Origin of the sequence: Mycobacterium rhizamassiliense, assembly GCF_900157375.1 — a bacterium.
Taxonomy (GTDB): domain Bacteria; phylum Actinomycetota; class Actinomycetes; order Mycobacteriales; family Mycobacteriaceae; genus Mycobacterium; species Mycobacterium rhizamassiliense.
Window position 1 is genome coordinate 1264336 of record NZ_LT721901.1, and the last position, 15770, is coordinate 1280105.

Sequence of the window (15770 nt, forward strand, 5' to 3'; positions counted from 1 at the left end):
TCACACCTCCACCGGGATATTGTTCCATCCCCACTGGAAGCTGGACGGCAGCCGGGTGGCGGCGTCGGCCTGGATCGCGTAGTCCGGCACGCGGCGCAGCCATTCGGTAAGCAGCACATCGACTTCGAGGCGGGCCAGGTGGTAGCCGATGCAGAAGTGCTGGCCGCGACCGAACACCAGCGTGCGGTGGATCTCTCGGTTCCAGATGAACTCGTCGGGATCCGGATACTCCCGTTCGTCGCGGTTGGCCGACGCCAGCAGGCTGATGATGCGCTGCCCTGGCTGAATTGTCCTGCCGTGGATGGTGTACGGCTTGCGGGCCGTTCGGGCGAACCATTGCGCCGGCGCGCAATAGCGCAGCATCTCCTCGCGCGCGACGGGGATGTTCGCCGCCGGATCGGAGCGCACCTGCGCCAACTGGTCGGGCCGCTGGCTGAGCTCCCACAGCCCGTGCGCGACGATCTTGGGCACCGTCTCGGTGCCGCCGATGAAGATGCACAGCATCTGGGTGGCGGCCTCGAGGTCGGACAGCGCGCTGCCGTCGGGCAGGCGGTAGCCCAGCAGTCCGTCGACGACGGGCAGCGGGTCCCCGGACGCGTCGGCCCTGCGGCGCTCGACGACCGGCTTGAGGAACTCGAGGTAGTTGGGCCGGTTCTGCGCGGTGTCGACGCCCTCGCCGGGTTGGGCCAGGCTGCCCGCGTTGACGGCGGCCAGCACCTGCGGCGCGAGATCCGTTGGCAGTCCTAGTAAATCGCACACCATCGAGGCCGCCACGATCCCGCCGTACTCCTGGGTGAGGTCGAACGATCCCTGGGGCAGCAACAGGTCGAGCCGTTCGTTGGCCAGCTCGCGGATCCGGTCGGCCAGGGCGACGACCGACCTCGGCCGCAGCGGCGCCGAATGCGCGCGCCGGATCTCGCCGTAGAGGTCGGCGTCGAACACCGCGTGGAACGGCATCGGATGCAGCGGCGGATCGTCGAGCGGCCCGGTGTTGTGCTTGGCCAGCACCGAGGCCGCGGGCAGCGTTCCCTCCGTCGCGACGAAGGTGCCGTCGTTGACCTCGAGCACCTGCCAGATGTCCTCAAAACGCGAGAGCGCGAACGTATCCCATTGCGGCATGTAGTACAGCGGATGCTGATCGCGGAGTGTCTTGTAGTAGGGCAGCGGGTCTGCCATCACCCGCGGGTCGAACGGGTCGTAGGCGAAGCTCATTGCAGCGGAGACGGCGGTAGGGCCTGCAGAATCGAGTCTTCCCAGCCGTCGCGCAGCGCCGGCGCCACGCTCATCCAGGTCACGATCTCGGCGGGTGGGCTGTCCTTCCACGACGGGTAGTGGTTGGCGAAGCATTCCCAACCGCCGTCCAGGGCCCAGTAGTGGATGACCTCGTTGAAGCGGAAGGTCGTGGTGAACGAACCCAGCCAGCGCTTGCCGGTGCGCTCCGACCACGGGACGTAGAGCCGTTCGAGCTCGCGGATGTAATCGTCCTGGCGCCCCGGCTTGGTCTGCATGATCTCCTGAATTACCAGCGGCGCAGTGAAATTGGCCTCGCGCAGCTGAGCCAGCGGCTTGTTACTCGGCCCTGGGTACATGATGCGACCCTCCCCCGAGGCGCCGATGTCGGCCAGAAATGCCGACCACTTTCCGGCCGCGGCCTCGTGACTGCCGCCGCGGTTCTGGGCGGCACCGATGCGGGCGTAGTCGGCGAACCCGTCGATTTCCCAGATGACCGTCACCTGTGGCCAGTGGCCGTTGTACGCGGTGGACTCCCAGATCGCGAACAACCGCGCACCGAGCTCGTCCATCATCGGCTGGTAGGTGTCGGTGAAGACCTCTGTGAAGCGGTCGCTTCGGCCGGATCCCAGCGAGATCGTCTCGTGCAGGTAGAGCAGTGTGTGGCCGTAGTACTTCTTCATCGCGTCAGGTGAGCCGGATCAGTTCAGAGTCGCCGTGCGTACGAGTCGGGTCGCACAGCAGCGTTTCGGTGAAACCGACGTCCCCGCAAGGCATTCCCGCGGCGGCCAGCGCCGCGCCCTTGAACCGGCGCGCCGCCCCGCTGAGCAGGTGCTGCGCCTTGGTCAGTCCGCGGTCCACGCCCAGCGGCCACCCTTGATGCGGCTGGCCCCACAGGGCGACCTCCGTCATGCGGTTGTCCAGGGCGTCGAGCACCTTGTCGCGCAGCCGCGCATCGACGCCGAACGCCGCGGCGCTGACCGCCAGCGTCTGGCTCGTCGAGTTCAGCGCGGCCGCGACGGACTCCGCTTCGTCGTCCACCACCGAAACGCCGAGGATGCGCAGCGACCGGGTGTCGCGGTTGTTCGGCAACAGCACGGTCACCTCCCATCCGGCCATCACCCGGTCATACAGCCAGCCCCCCGCCGACTGCACGACGTCGACGGCGTCGGCCGCGATGACGTCCAGCCGATAACGCAAGCACACACCAGCGCTGACCCGTCCGCCGTCGCTGATGTCGATCGTTGGAGTGACCATCACATCCGTTCCTCACCGCCCACGGTGTGCGTCGGGATCTGACGCACTGTCGGTGGGCGTTTTCGTCTTGGGCTGCGCCGCATCGCGCGGCGCGACGCCGGCGACTCGACTCACCGGACAGCGTGACACTTCTGCCGAAATTTGTAAAGGTCTGCCCGAGCGGTCAGGACCCGCGGCGCGCCTTCAGCTCGGCGCGGATTTCGTCGGTGTGCTGGCCCAGTTCCGGTGCCGCAGAACGCGGTGACCACGGGGTACCACCGAAATCGGCCGGTGTGGCCACCATCGCGATGCTGGCCTGCTCGTCCGGGACGTCGACGATGCCACCCGCGGCGTGGAACTGCTCATCGGCGATGACGTCCTCCAGGGTGTTCACCGGCGACCAGAAGAAATCGGGCTCGGCCGCAAACGCCTGCGCCCATTCGTCGAGGGTGCGGGTGGCAAAGATGGCGTCCAGTTCGCCGATCAGCTCGACCGCGTTGACGTAGCGGGAGTAGGCGTCCGCGAACTTGGGGTCGTCGAGCCACTCCGGATGCCCGACGGCGCGGCACAGCGGTGGCCAGTGCCGGTCGACTTCGAGCCCGACGATCCAGAACCGGCGGCCGTCGGCGGTCGCGTAATTGTTCATGCACGGGTTGGCCATCGTCTCGCGTTGGCCGATCGCGATGGTCTGGCCGGCCAGCAGGTAGGTGTTGAGATCGAAGCTCACCGTGTAGGCGCCCTGCCGGTACAGCGACGTGCTGACCAGTTGGCCGGTCCCGGTGCGGTGGCGGGCCAGCAGCGCCGCACAGATCGCGGCGGCCAGGGTCATGCCCGCCGAATGGTCGCCCATGCCGCCGCGCTGAAAGGGCGGCGTCTGCCCCGGCCGGGTGAGCAGGCTGGCCACCCCGGCGCGCGCCCAGAAGGCCGCGACGTCGTAGGCGGCCCGGTCCGCGTCGGGACCACCCTGGCCGTAACCGGTGATCAGCCCGTACACCAAGCGCGGGTTGCGCGCCGCCAGCGACTCGAAGTCGAAACCGAGCCGTTCCAGCGCGCCGGGACGCACGTTCGTGACGAAAACGTCTGCGTCGGAGATCAATTCGAAGGCGGTCTCGCGATCGTCGTCGTCCGTGAGGTCCAAGACGATGCTGCGCTTGGAGCGGTTGTCCATCTCGAAGGGCGGGTTGACGCCTTGGTCGAGCCCCATGATCCGGCCGAACGTGCGCGCCGGGTCGCCGGTGGGCGGTTCGATCTTGACGACGTCGGCGCCCCAGTCGGCCAGGATGCCGGCCGCCGCGGGGCCGGCCACCCAGACTCCGAGCTCGACGACTTTGATGCCCTCCACCGGTCCGGCCATGGCTAAGTTCCTACACCCAGCATGTTGCGGCGGCGTCTGGGGGCATACAAAGGTGTGGTGACTCTGGTAGCAGGACGCGGGCCGCTGTCCACCGACCCGGCCGGGCGGTTCGCTCCCCCGATACCCGCGGGCGCCGTCTACATCGAGCCGCATCCCCGCCGCGTCCAGGCGGTGCTGGGCGGCCGCATCGTGATCGACACCGAGGGTGCCCTGCTGGTGCACCGGCAGGGCCACCCGCTCAGCTACGCCTTCCCGGCCGACACGGTCGGCGGCCTGCCGTCCGAGCCCGAGCCGGAGGCACCCGGCTTCGTCCACGTCGCGTGGGACGCCGTCGACACCTGGCTGGAAGAAGGCCGCGAGCTCGTCCACTACCCGCCGAACCCGTACCACCGGATCGACTGCCGGCCGACCAGGCGGCGGCTGCGCGTCAGCGTCGCGGGCACCAAACTGGTCGACACCGACGACACGGTGATCGTGTTCGAGACCGCGCTCGCGCCCCGGCTCTACGTCGACCCGGCGCTGGTGCGCACCGACCTGTTGCGCCGCTCGGAGACGTCGAGCTACTGCAACTACAAGGGTTTCGCGACGTACTGGTCCGCCGGCGAGGTTGACGACGTCGCATGGAGCTACCCCGACCCGCCGCCGGAAAGCCTTCCCATCAAAGGGTTTCTGAGCTTTGATGCCGCCCGCGCCGACGTGACGGCGGAGCTGCCCGGCTAGGCGCCGTAGCTGGGACGCCCGAGCTTGAGCTCGTGCTGGGCGATCATGTTGCGGAACACTTCCAGGCTGCCGCCGTAGATTCCGGCGGGCACCGCGTGCCGGAAGATGAACTCGATGGCGCCATTATCGGCGAAGTCGGCCGAACCCGTTGTGTCGGTGGGCAATGCGGACGCCGCGCCCAGCAGGTCCATCAGCTCCGGCGAGACCTCACGCATGGTCTGGATCAGCGCGACGCGCCCGTACATCCCGGGGGTCGACAGCGCCGCCTCGATGCGGGCCATGCTGCGCCCCAGCCGGTAGCGCACCGAGTCGTCGGCCGTTTGCGCCACCGCCGCCGCGACCCCGTCGGCGGCCTCGGCCATCAGGTGGCCGTGCTCGGACATCATCGAAATGTTCTGCAGCCCATGGTCTACGGCCTCGGTGATGCCGTGTTCGGCGTCGAGGGCGAACCGCATCACCGTCCAGCCGCCGTTGACCTCACCGATCCGGTACCGGTCGTCGACGCGGACGTCGCTGTAATACACGATGTTGGTGCGGTCGCCGTCGAGCGTGCGGATGCCCTGAATCTCGATGCCCGGTGAATCCAGCGGCACCAGGAACATGGTCAGGTTCCTGTGTTTACGGCCCTGCGGATCGGTGTTGGTGAGCAGGAACACGTACTTGGCGTTCTGCGCGTTGGAGGTGAACATCTTGGAGCCATTGATAACCCAGCCGTCGCCGTCGCGCACGGCGCGGGTCTTGCAGGTGGCGACGTCCGAGCCGCCCTCGGGCTCGGTGTAGCCCAGGCACAGCCGGATCTCGCCGGAGAGCACTCCCGGCAGCACCGCGTCGACGAGCTCCGGCGCGCCGAACTGCTGCATCAACCGGGCGACGACGCCCGTGGTACCCCAGTGAAACCACGGGGCGTGGGCGCGGCCGATCTCCAGGTGAAAGATCCGCCGTTGCACCGGATCGAATCCGCCTTCGGACTCCTGCTTCCAGTCCGACGTCAGATACCCCGCCTCGCCCAACGCCAAATGCAATGGCTCGCTGAAGTTTTCACCGGTCTCGCGATCGATTCGCCGCACTTCGTCGGTGACGTGCTCGCCGATGAACTCCCGGAACTGGTCGTAAAATTCCTGGTCCTCTGGCGAGAGCTCGACGCGGGAGAAGTCCATCAGGCCGCTTCGATGACCAGGGTGCGGAACCGCTCCAGGGTGTCGAGGGCGTGGGCCATGCTGTCGCCGGGCAGGTGCACGCTGACCCACGTCACGCCCAGCTTCTCCAGCTTCTCCAGCCCGTGCAGGTAGGCGTCGGCGTTGAAGTCGTCATCGGTGACGCTGCCGCCCTCGAAGTTGCTGAAGGTGATATCGATGGCCGACCAATCCCGTTTGGCGGCATCGCATCTGCGCCGCAGGTCGTCGATCGCCGCCGACAGTTCCTCGGTGGAGGTGATGGACGCGGTGCCCGCGGTCTGCGCCAGTTGTGGCGGCGCGGGGAACGGGCACCAGCCGTCGCCGTAGAGGGCCACCCGCTGGCGAGCCGTTGTGGTGTTGCCGCCGATCCAGATCGGCGGATGCGGGTCGCTGACCGGCCTGGGGTGCGCCGTGATTCCTTTGGCGCTGAAATGCTTTCCCTCGAAAGAGATGTCGTCGCCGGTCCAGATGGCCCGGATCACCTGCAGCGACTCCTCGAACAGCTCGGCGCGCTCGTCGTAGGTCACCCCCAGCGCCGCGAACTCCCGCTTGAGGTAGCCCACCCCGACCGCGAGCGTGAATCGGCCGCCCGACAGCAGGTCCAGGGTGGCACCAGACTTGGCCACCACGAACGGGTTTCGATACGGCAACACCACGATGTTGGGGATCAGCCGCAGCGTCGACGTCGTGGCCGCCGCGAAACCCAAAGCGACGAAGGGATCCAGCGCGTCGTGACCGCCGGCCTCCAGCCACCGCTGCGACGGCGCGGGATGATCGGTGAAGCCGAACCCGTGGATACCCGCCGCCTCGGCGGCCGCGGCCACCTTCCCAATAGCCGCCCCGCTCACCAACTCCGGGTTGTAGGGATGGCTGTGCATCGGGTGGGTGAAAGTGAACTTCATGGCGTTAGAACCGCGCGCGTGAATCGATCGCCGTGTCGGTGGTGCGCAGCGGGCGGATCAGCGCCTCCTGCGCGAACGAGCACAGCAGGTCGCCCTCCTCGGCGTGCACGGCGCCGCGCACATACGACATGCCGGCACCGACCTGGGTGCTCTCGTGGGTGTAGAGCAGCCACCCCGTCCAGTCCACCGGCTCGTGGAAGGCGACCGAGATGCTCATCGGGGCGGTGGACACGGTCAGGTGTGCCTGCGCGGTGCCGATGCCCTCGTGCGGGCGCATCGTGGTGGAGATCCCCAGGTGCCCGGTGAAGTACGCCAGCAGCGCCTTGGCCAGATCGTCCCGGGTGGGAATCGGGTCGTAGTGCAACCACGCGTGCAGCTCCGGCGGCCCGACCTCGTCGGGGCTGTTGACGTCGACGACGTCGACCAGGCGCAGTTCGCGCCCGACCATCGGCATCGGCGAGTGGTTGGCGTCGGCCGGCGCCGCGACGTCGGGCCGGGGCAGGTGGTGGCGGATGACGTCGTCGGTCGGGACGTCGGCCAGCACCGTGATGCTCAGGCAGCGCTTGCCGTTCTGGTGCACGGCGACGACGGCGGTGGCCGTCGACCGGCCTTCGGCCACCACGTCGAGGACGAGTTCGATGGGCGGGCCGACGATGACGGCGCGGGAGAAAACCGCGTGCGCCGAGCGCACCGACTTGTCCGGGAATCGCTTCGCGACCGCGACGATCGCCTGGGCCAGCACCTGGGTTCCTTCGACCACCTGCCGCTCGTCGCCGACGGCGATGCCGGTCGCACCGGTGAACTTGTCCTGCCCGTCTTCCTGGACGTCAAACAGGTCCAGCAGGCCTTGCACGGTCCACTCGGTCTGCTCAGATTCCGTGGTCAAGTCGCACTCCACCTCTCGCATTGGCAGCTTCCGGCTCAGCGTGACACTTTGAGTAGGATTTGTAAAGCTTGGCTAACAAGGCGGCGGCCGCCCCGGCGCTAGGCCGATGGAAAGCACAGAGAGGCAACGCAATTGGGCATCGTGACCACCACCTCAGAGACCGCGTTCACCCAGTCCGCGGAGACGGTGTACGACTTCGTCACCAATCCCGCGAACTGGACCAAGACCTACCCCGGCAGCGCGCACATCGGCAATCTGCCCGCACTTCCGCTCAAGGTCGGCGATACCTGGGAGGAAGCCGGGCCGGACGGCAACCGGATCTTCAGCTGGCAGCTCGCCACCGCCGTGCGGCCCACGCTGTTCGTGTTCACCTCGGTGGGCCGGCTGGGCCACGACCGGGACGACCCCCACGGTTTGAAAAGCGGGCTCGAGGGCCGCATCACGGTGACCTACCGGTTCACCCGGCCGGGCCAGGACATCACGCTGTTCGCCCGGACGATGATGATCGAGGCCTACAAGCACGCCCCGCTGCCCGATCAGCTCTTTCAGCAGGCCAACCCGGCCAGGATCGACGAGTACCACGCGGCCGTCGCGCGCGAACTCGCAGGAGATTGACACCGGTACCCGCGGTGCATGACACTTTTGCGGTGTTTTGTAAAGGCGAGGGCGGAAGATTTGCCAAAGGCGTGGGCGGATGATCCCCGAGCCGCTGGCCAACGGCTTCTGCTTCGGCGAGGGCCCGCGCTGGTTCGAGGGCCTGCTGTGGTTCTCCGACATGCTGGGCGAGGCCGTGCACACCGCGACCATGGGCGGCTCGCTGACGACATTGCCGCTGCCCGGGCGCGCCCCGTCCGGACTGGGCTTCCGGCCCGACGGGTCCCTGCTGATCGCCTCGACCGAAGACCGCCAGGTGTTGCGCTATGACGGGGACACCGTGGTGTCCATCGCCGACCTCGCCGGGCTGGCGCCGGCCAACCTCGGCGACATGGTCATCGACGACCTTGGCCGCGCCTACATCGGGTCGCAGGCCTTCTCGGGCGGGGTGATCATTCGACTCGATCCCGACGACAGCGCCACCGTCGTCGCGAGCGATCTCGACTTCCCCAACGGCATGGTCATCACCGACGACCGCAAGACGCTGATCGTCGCCGAGTCGGTCGGCCGCCGGCTGACCGCGTTCACCATCGACGAAGGCGGCGGGCTGAGCGACCGGCGGGTCTTCGCCGACGGCCTGGACGGGCCGCCGGACGGCATCGCGCTGGACGCCGACGGCGGGGTGTGGACATCGATGACGCTGGCCCATCAGTTCGAGCGGATCGTCGAGGGCGGCGCCGTCACCGACCGCATCGACATGGGTGAGCGCGTCGCCATCGCCTGCACGCTCGGCGGCCCCGAACGCCGCACCCTGTTCCTGCTGTCGAGCACCGAGGCCTACCCCGAGCGGCTTGTGGGGACCAAGCTGTCGCGGCTGGACGCCGTGACGGTGACCAGCCCCGGCGCCGGCCTGCCCTAACACCCGATCCAACCGCAGGAATGGAGACGAGTGACCGACTCCTATTACGAGCTCATCGACCCGGCCGACGCGTTGGGCGAGAAGTTCCGGGCGACCGACCTGGCGCGCGGCACGTGGTCGGCCGCCATCCAGCACGGCGGCCCGGTGTCGGCGCTGCTGGCCCGGGCGCTGGAACGCTGCGAGCAGCGCGAGGACACCCGGCTGTCGCGGGTCGTCATCGACCTGCTGGGCGGTGTCCCGTCCGAGGGTGACCTGTGGGTCCGCTCCGAGCTGCAGCGCGGCGGCAAGCAGATCGAGCTGGTCAGCGCCGAGCTGCTGGCCCAGGGCCCCGACGGCCAGCCCCGGCCCGTCGCGCGGGCCAGCGGCTGGCGGCTGCACCAGCAGGACACCCAGGAGGTCGCGCACGCGGCGGCCGAGCTGCCCCGACCGCGGACCGACGCCCGCAACCGCAACCTCAAGGCCAGGGAGTGGGACCGCAACTACGTGCACAGCCTGGAGTGGCTGTGGCTGACCGAGCCGCTGAGCCCGGGCGCCGGCGAATCGTGGATCAACCCGTTGGTGGACCTGGTCAAGGGCGAGACCATGACCCCGCTGGAGCGGCTGTTCGCGGTGGCCGACTGCGCCAACGGCATCGGCAGCAAGCTCGACATCACCAAGTGGACGTTTTTGAACACCGATCTGGCGGTACACGTGTTCCGGATCCCGGACGGGGACTGGGTCGGGATTCGTGCCGAAACCAGCTACGGGCCCGATGGCATCGGGACCACCATCGGCACGTTGTTCGACGAGCAGGGCGCGGTCGGCGCCATCCAGCAGTCGGTGTTGGTGCGCCGGCGCCCACCGAAAGCCTGACGCGGAAGCAGAAGACCATGGCTACTTCGGCAATAGTTCGTAAAGTCTCAGGTATGAGCCAGCCCGCGGCGTTGAGCCACACCGAGACCGACGCCTCGACGCCGGAGCGGATCCTCGCGGCCACCGCCGAGGTCCTCGGCCGCAACGGCAAGACCAAACTCAGCCTGTCCGAGGTGGCCACCCAGGCCGGGGTGTCGCGGCCCACGCTGTACCGGTGGTTCGCGTCCAAGGAGGAGTTGCTCTCGGCGTTCTCCAGCTACGAACGACAGGTCTTCGAAAGCGGCTTGATCAAAGCCACCGCGGGACTCAAGGGCATCGACAAGCTCGACGCGGTGCTGCGCTTCATCGTCGAGTACCAGCATTCGTATTCGGGTGTGCGCATGGTCGATGTCGAACCCGAGCACACCATCGCCCAGTTCGCTCACGTCATCCCGCAGATGCGCGACGGCCTGCAGCGGCACCTGCCCGGACCCAACGCCGCGGTCAAGGCCGCGACGGTGATCCGAATCGCCATCTCGCACTACATCGTTCGCAGCGACGACGCCGACGAATTCCTGGCGCAGCTGCGCCACGCGGTGGGGATCAGGCCGACGGCCGACTAGTCGAACAACACCGCGGCGTTCAGGTAGCCCGTCGGGTCCAACGCCGCCTTGACCGCTCGCATCGCCGCGATATCGCCTGTCTCCCTAGACATTTCGAGGTAAGGTCGCTTCCGGGTGCCGACGCCATGCTCCGAGCTGACATTGCCGCCACACCGGGCGATGAGGTCCATCATCGGCCCGTACAGCGCCTTCTCCCGGTCCAGCGGCACCCGCAGCACGTTGAGGTGCAGGTTGCCCTCGCCGATGTGGCCGAACAGCAGCGGCAGCGCATCGTCTACCTGGTCACCGATCAACGCGACCGCGTCGCGGACGAATCCGGCGATGGCCGACAGCGGCAGCGACACGTCGAACTTCAGCGGCGGCCCGTACACGCCGAGCACTTCGGCCAGCGACTCGCGAACCCGCCACAACCGTTGCTGCGCAGCGGTATCCACGCCCACTGCGGGCTCGCCGCACAGCCGCGCGCCGTCGAGCAGATCGGCCAGCCGCTCGGTCTGATCGTGATCGGCGGCCAACTCGATCAACAGCAACCAGTCGCCCTCGACCGGGGCGCCAACGCCCAGGTGCTCGCCGGTCAGCGCGGCCGCCCGGCCGTCGATCAATTCCAGCGCGGCGATCCCGTCCACGTCGCGGAATGTCCGGCCCGCCTCGATCAGCGCCTCGAGATCGGCGAAGCCGCACACCGCCGTCACCCGATGCGACGGGCTGGGGTGTAGCCGCAAGTCCAGTGCGGTAATGACACCCAGGGTGCCTTCGGCGCCGACGAACAGCGCGGGCAGGTCGTATCCGGTGTTGTCGCTGCGCACCAGGCTGTGCCGGCGCATCAGCGTCCCGTCGGGCAGCGCGACCTGCAGGCCGATGACCTGCTCGCCCATGTTGCCGTAGCGCACGGTGCGCAGACCGCCCGCGTTGGTCGAGGCCATGCCGCCGACGGTCGCGGTGTCGCGGGCGGCCAGGTCGACGCCGAACACCAAACCGGCCGAGCTCGCCGCGTGTTGCACCGCGGCCAGCGTGGCGCCCGCCCCGGCCTCGACGCGGCGCTCCACGCTATCCACGTCGCCGATGGTGTTGAGCCGCTCGGTGGACAGCAGCACGTCGTCGTGCTCGGGGACGGTGCCGGCCACCAGCGAGGTGCGGCCGCCCTGCACGGTCACGTTCAGCCGGGCGTCGCGGCAGATCCGCAGCACCTGGGCGACCTGTTCGGCGTCGCCGGGGCGCACCAGCGCGCTGGCGCGGCCGCGGTATCGGCCGGTGTGGTCGACGCTGCGCCCGGCCAGCACGTCGGGGTCGGTGATGATATGGCTGGCTCCGACGACGCTCGCCAGGGTCTCCAGGGGCATGCTCGCGGTTATAGCACCCGCGATACTGATCCAGGCAACTCGGATCGCATCACGCCGGACGCGAGGAGCGCGAATGTACGACCTTGACGAGACCATCAGGCAGCGCCACGCGGTCAGGATGTTCCTGCCCGACCGGCCGGTGCCGCGGGCGCTGGTCGACGAGGCGCTCGAGCTCGCTATCCGCGCACCGTCGAACTCCAACATCCAGCCCTGGCGCGTGGTATTCGCCTCGGGCGCGGCGCGAGACCGGTTGGTGGCGGCCCTGCTCAAGGGTGCACACGAGGGGCCGCCGAAGGTGCCCCCGCTGCCGGAGGCGTTCGCTCATTTCCGAAGCGACACAGGCAAAGTCGTATACGGGGCGATGGGCATCAAGCGCGAGGACACCGAAGGCAGGCGAATCGCGGTGTTGCGCAACTGGGAATTCTTCCGCGCGCCGCTCGCCGGTGTCGTCTGCATGGACCGCGAACTCGGGCTGGCCGACGCCGTCGGTGTCGGGATGTTTCTGCAGACCCTGCTGCTGGGGCTGACCGCGCGCGGGCTGGGCACCTGCCCGCAGGTGTCGATCGCGGGCTACCCCGAGATCCTGCGCGAGCAGCTGAACATCGGCGAGGAGTTCACCATCCTATGCGGCCTGGCGGTCGGCTACACCGATCCCGACTTCCCGGGGAACCGGGCCCGGGTCGGCCGGGAACCCTTGGCGCACAACGTCCGTTTCGTGGACGAGTAGCGCCTACGCGGCGGCGCGGAAACAGCCTTCGAAGTGGCCGTTCTCGATTCCGACGGTCTGCATGAACGAGTGCGCGACGACTGGGCCAGCGAATCGAAACCCGTTCTGCCGCAACGACGCCGCAAGATCGACCGACTCCGGGCTCGTCATCCGGCCGTCGTCCCAGCTGCGCAGCCGGTGCTGGGTGCGCGGTTGGTGTTGCCATACCAGTTGCCAGAGAGCATTTCGACAAGAGGTGGGCGTTATGCACGGTCGCCTCGATCTTTCGCCGATTCCGAACGATGGAGGCGTCGCCCATCAGCCGGTCGACGTCGGCGGGCGTCATCGCCGCCACCGCCGGCGGATCGAATCCATGGAATGCCGCGCGCAGGTTGTCGCGCTTGTCGAAGACGATCGCCCAGGACAGGCCGTTTTCGAAGTAGGTCAGCACCAGCGCTTCGAACAGCCTGGCCTCGTCGCGCGTCGGCTTCCCCCACTCGTGATCGTGATAGGCCCGCAGATCGCGGCCCGTCTCGGTGGCCCAACGGCAGCGCACGATGCCGTCGACACCGGTCACCACCGTGGGCAACTCCGGTGCCATGCCGACACCGGCCATCGCCTTCATCGGACGAGCCTAGAACTCCTTGTGATTCACGTCGGTGATCAGGCCGCCGTCCATGACGAACTCGCTGCCGGTGGAGTAGGACGACTCGTCGCTGGCCAGGAAGAGCACGAACGTCGCGACCTCCCGCACCTCGCCCGGACGCCCGAGCGGGATCGTCACCATGTCCTCGGGCAGGTGGGCGGTCATCGGGGTGCGGATGAAGCCGGGGTGGATCGAATTCACCCGGATGTTCAACGGCGCCAACTCCAGCGCCGCCGATTTCGCCAGGCCCCGTACGCCCCATTTGGACGCGACGTACGGATGCACCATCGGCGCGCCACGCAGTCCCTCGATGGACGACACGTTGATGATCGAGCCGCCCCCGGCGGCGGTCATGGGCTCGACGGCCGCCCGCATGCCCAGGAAGGTGCCGGTCAGATTGACGTCGATCACCTTCTGCCACTTGTCCAGCTTGAAGTCCTTCAGCGGGCCCAGCGCGACCGTGCCGGCGTTGTTGACCAACACGTTCAGCTTGCCGAATTCGCCGATCGCGGTGGCGACGGCGGCGTCCCACTGGTCGGGCTGGGTGACGTCGAGGTGGACATAACGCGCGGAGTCGCCGAGCTCGTCGGCCAGCGCCTTGCCCTGGTCGTCCAGGATGTCGCCGATCACGACCTTGGCGCCCTCCTCGACCAGCAGGCGCGCGTCTTCGGCCCCCATCCCGCCGGCGGCACCACTGATGAGCGCAACTTTTCCGTCAACCCGACCCACGGAGGGTCTCCTTTCGTTTAGGTGGTCACCAAAGTGCTTGGTGCGTAAAGGCCTTTGCCCGTCACCAGCGGCAGGTCGAGTGTCGTCCGAATGCCCGGCGGCGCGGCGATCACGTCCGGGATGGCGTTGACGACCCGTCCGGCGGCGCCCGCGATGGCCGCGTGGTTGTGGTCGCCCTTGCGGCTGGTCGGGACGATGTCGACGGCGTAGGACGGCTCGCCGGTGATCTCTACGCGGTACGAGCCGTCGCCCGCGGCGGGCTGCGGCAGGTCGGGGCGCAGGTCGGGCCGCAGCCGCGTGACGTGTTCGATGACGACGGCGGGGTGGCCCTTGACCATGCCGCGAATCTCGAACTGCAGCACCGCCACGGTGCCCTTGGCAACGTGTCCGATCGCGATGTCGAAATCCTCGGGTGCCGGCTCGCGCTGGTAAGACTCGGTGATCTCGTCGATCTCGATGCCGAGCCCGGCCGCCAGCTGACGGATCGCGGTGCCCCAGGCGATGCTGAGGATCCCTGGCTGCAGCAGCATCGGGATTTCGTCCATCGGGCGGGCGAACCCCATGTAGCTCATGACCTCTTCGCCGTCGTAGCTGGCGTAGTCGTGAATCTCCATGCAGCGGACCTGCTCGATGCGCTGGCACGTCCCGGCGAGCGCGAACGGGATCAGGTCGTTGGCGAATCCCGGGTCCACGCCACTGATGAAGATACTCGAATTGCCTTGCTTGGCAGCATCTTCCACGCGGCCGATGTACTTGTCGGGCATGACGCCCCAGGGGAATTGCAACAGACCCGGCGACGACCCGACCACATTGACGCCGGCGGCCAGGATGCGCATGACGTCGGCCATCGCGTCGGGCAGCCGGGTGTCGCCCATGGCGCAGTAGACGACGCACTCGGGCTTGGTGGCCAGCAGGGCGTCGATGTTGTCGACGGCCTTGATGCCGGTGTCGACGGGCGCGTCCAGGCCGACGCCGCACAACTCGCCCGCGTCCTTGCCCACCTTCTCTGGCGTGGACACGCACACGCCGGTGAGTTCGAACTGCGGGTTGGCGATCAGTTCGGCCAGAGCCAGTCCGCCGACATTTCCGGTACCGACGTGCGCGACACGGATAGCCACGACAGTCTCCGTCCCTTGAGCCCTCCGACAACTTTTCTAGACACTAGTCCATAAGTTTTGACGTGCCTACGGGCCGAGCTTCAAACGGATTCATGCCGACCTGACTGTGTCAGATCGGCATGAACCGCGGTGCGGGAGCGCTGCGCCTTCGGACTTACAAGATGTTCACCGAGTGGTGCAGGTCGTGGCGGTGGTGCGGGTCGTGGTGCCAGATCGACGCGAGGTTGACGTGCGCCGAATCCGCCGGGGCGACCGCGGGCGTCGGCGCGGGAGAAGTCGTCTCGGCGTTGGCGACGGCGGTGGCCGCGAACAGCATGGTGCCGCCCAGTACGCCGGCACCCACCGCGCCGACGACAGCGGTGCGGACCGAAGGCAGTGAAATCGACATAATCGGTTGCTCCTTTTTCATCAAATGTTTTCAACTGACAAATTCGACGCTAGCGACGGATTCTGCGCAATGCACTGGATAAAGGCTGGACATTCCCTGGGACTGCGAAACCCGCGCGACTCCCTCTACGAAGAAGACAACCGCAACATATATGCAGCTCAGAGGCCGTCAACGATGCGTATCTACTGACATGCACATTCACGTAAGTGCACAATTCAGTGTCCGCATATTTACGTATCTACCATTCTCATGATTATTCACGCGGCGTCGAATCGGCGCAATTAATGCCTTTAGCAACCTCATTTATCAACCGCTCAGCCGCGTAATGCACAGGGTTAGCGGACATTCGCCGCGATGAGCTATCGGAGGACGC

At 67.7% G+C, this 15770-nt stretch carries 17 protein-coding genes and 1 pseudogene; 6 read left to right on the forward strand and 12 right to left on the reverse strand.

Features of this window, described 5'->3' with window-relative positions:
• From MRAB57_RS06220 to MRAB57_RS06235, 4 genes are all read right to left on the reverse strand, one after another.
• Positions 1-1212, reverse strand: a complete 1212-nt coding sequence (locus tag MRAB57_RS06220) for a cytochrome P450 (RefSeq protein ID WP_077086800.1) — start codon at positions 1210-1212, stop codon at positions 1-3.
• Positions 1209-1913 carry an NIPSNAP family protein gene (locus MRAB57_RS06225; protein ID WP_077086801.1) on the reverse strand — a complete coding sequence of 235 codons (705 nt, stop codon included), beginning with the start codon at positions 1911-1913 and terminating at the stop codon, positions 1209-1211. The genes MRAB57_RS06220 and MRAB57_RS06225 overlap by 4 nt, the downstream gene beginning before the upstream one ends.
• 4 nt (positions 1914-1917) lie before the next feature.
• Positions 1918-2487, reverse strand: a complete 570-nt coding sequence (locus MRAB57_RS06230; protein ID WP_077086802.1) for a hypothetical protein — start codon at positions 2485-2487, stop codon at positions 1918-1920.
• 163 nt (positions 2488-2650) lie between these two features.
• Positions 2651-3820 carry a CaiB/BaiF CoA transferase family protein gene (locus MRAB57_RS06235; protein WP_077086803.1) on the reverse strand — a complete coding sequence of 390 codons (1170 nt, stop codon included), beginning with the start codon at positions 3818-3820 and terminating at the stop codon, positions 2651-2653.
• A gap of 57 nt (positions 3821-3877) precedes the next feature.
• Between MRAB57_RS06235 and MRAB57_RS06240 the strand changes: the two genes are divergently transcribed.
• Positions 3878-4540: a DUF427 domain-containing protein gene (locus MRAB57_RS06240; protein ID WP_077090416.1), complete on the forward strand. Its 663-nt coding sequence runs from the start codon at positions 3878-3880 to the stop codon at positions 4538-4540.
• On the opposite strand, the gene MRAB57_RS06245 is transcribed toward MRAB57_RS06240, so the two are convergent.
• From MRAB57_RS06245 to MRAB57_RS06255, 3 genes are read right to left on the reverse strand one after another with little or no spacing between them, the layout of a single operon-like run.
• On the reverse strand, positions 4537-5697 hold the full coding sequence (locus MRAB57_RS06245) for an acyl-CoA dehydrogenase family protein (protein WP_077086804.1): 1161 nt from the start codon (positions 5695-5697) through the stop codon (positions 4537-4539). The genes MRAB57_RS06240 and MRAB57_RS06245 overlap by 4 nt on opposite strands.
• On the reverse strand, positions 5697-6617 hold the full coding sequence (locus tag MRAB57_RS06250) for an LLM class F420-dependent oxidoreductase (protein WP_077086805.1): 921 nt from the start codon (positions 6615-6617) through the stop codon (positions 5697-5699). The genes MRAB57_RS06245 and MRAB57_RS06250 overlap by 1 nt, the downstream gene beginning before the upstream one ends.
• Before the next feature lie 4 nt (positions 6618-6621).
• Positions 6622-7503 (reverse strand): acyl-CoA thioesterase, encoded by an 882-nt coding sequence (locus tag MRAB57_RS06255; protein WP_425436697.1) that lies wholly within the window; start codon positions 7501-7503, stop codon positions 6622-6624.
• Positions 7504-7635: 132 nt separating this feature from the next.
• On the opposite strand from MRAB57_RS06255, the gene MRAB57_RS06260 reads away from it, so the two are divergent.
• The 4 genes from MRAB57_RS06260 (at position 7636) to MRAB57_RS06275 (ending at position 10470) form a co-directional block, all read left to right on the forward strand.
• Positions 7636-8118, forward strand: a complete 483-nt coding sequence (locus MRAB57_RS06260; protein ID WP_077086807.1) for a polyketide cyclase — start codon at positions 7636-7638, stop codon at positions 8116-8118.
• 79 nt (positions 8119-8197) lie between these two features.
• Positions 8198-9016 carry an SMP-30/gluconolactonase/LRE family protein gene (locus MRAB57_RS06265; protein ID WP_077086808.1) on the forward strand — a complete coding sequence of 273 codons (819 nt, stop codon included), beginning with the start codon at positions 8198-8200 and terminating at the stop codon, positions 9014-9016.
• A gap of 30 nt (positions 9017-9046) precedes the next feature.
• Positions 9047-9868 (forward strand): thioesterase family protein, encoded by an 822-nt coding sequence (locus MRAB57_RS06270; RefSeq protein ID WP_077086809.1) that lies wholly within the window; start codon positions 9047-9049, stop codon positions 9866-9868.
• Between the two features lie 53 nt (positions 9869-9921).
• Positions 9922-10470 (forward strand): TetR/AcrR family transcriptional regulator, encoded by a 549-nt coding sequence (locus MRAB57_RS06275; RefSeq protein ID WP_077086810.1) that lies wholly within the window; start codon positions 9922-9924, stop codon positions 10468-10470.
• Here MRAB57_RS06275 and MRAB57_RS06280 read toward each other — a convergent pair.
• The gene (locus MRAB57_RS06280) at positions 10467-11810 is read right to left on the reverse strand and encodes an FAD-binding oxidoreductase (RefSeq protein WP_077086811.1); all 1344 of its coding nucleotides are present in this window, start codon (positions 11808-11810) and stop codon (positions 10467-10469) included. The genes MRAB57_RS06275 and MRAB57_RS06280 overlap by 4 nt on opposite strands.
• Before the next feature lie 73 nt (positions 11811-11883).
• Between MRAB57_RS06280 and MRAB57_RS06285 the strand changes: the two genes are divergently transcribed.
• Positions 11884-12537, forward strand: coding sequence for a nitroreductase (locus tag MRAB57_RS06285; RefSeq protein WP_077086812.1), 654 nt, complete (start codon positions 11884-11886; stop codon positions 12535-12537).
• A gap of 3 nt (positions 12538-12540) precedes the next feature.
• On the opposite strand, the pseudogene MRAB57_RS06290 reads toward MRAB57_RS06285, so the two are convergent.
• From MRAB57_RS06290 to MRAB57_RS06305, 4 genes and pseudogenes are all read right to left on the reverse strand, one after another.
• Positions 12541-13141, reverse strand: a pseudogene (locus tag MRAB57_RS06290) (DNA-3-methyladenine glycosylase I).
• A gap of 9 nt (positions 13142-13150) precedes the next feature.
• Positions 13151-13891 carry a glucose 1-dehydrogenase gene (locus MRAB57_RS06295; protein WP_077086813.1) on the reverse strand — a complete coding sequence of 247 codons (741 nt, stop codon included), beginning with the start codon at positions 13889-13891 and terminating at the stop codon, positions 13151-13153.
• Positions 13892-13908: 17 nt separating this feature from the next.
• Positions 13909-15009 (reverse strand): NAD(P)H-dependent amine dehydrogenase family protein, encoded by a 1101-nt coding sequence (locus MRAB57_RS06300; RefSeq protein ID WP_077086814.1) that lies wholly within the window; start codon positions 15007-15009, stop codon positions 13909-13911.
• 154 nt (positions 15010-15163) lie between these two features.
• Positions 15164-15397 (reverse strand): hypothetical protein, encoded by a 234-nt coding sequence (locus MRAB57_RS06305; RefSeq protein ID WP_077086815.1) that lies wholly within the window; start codon positions 15395-15397, stop codon positions 15164-15166.
• Positions 15398-15770: the final 373 nt, after the last annotated feature.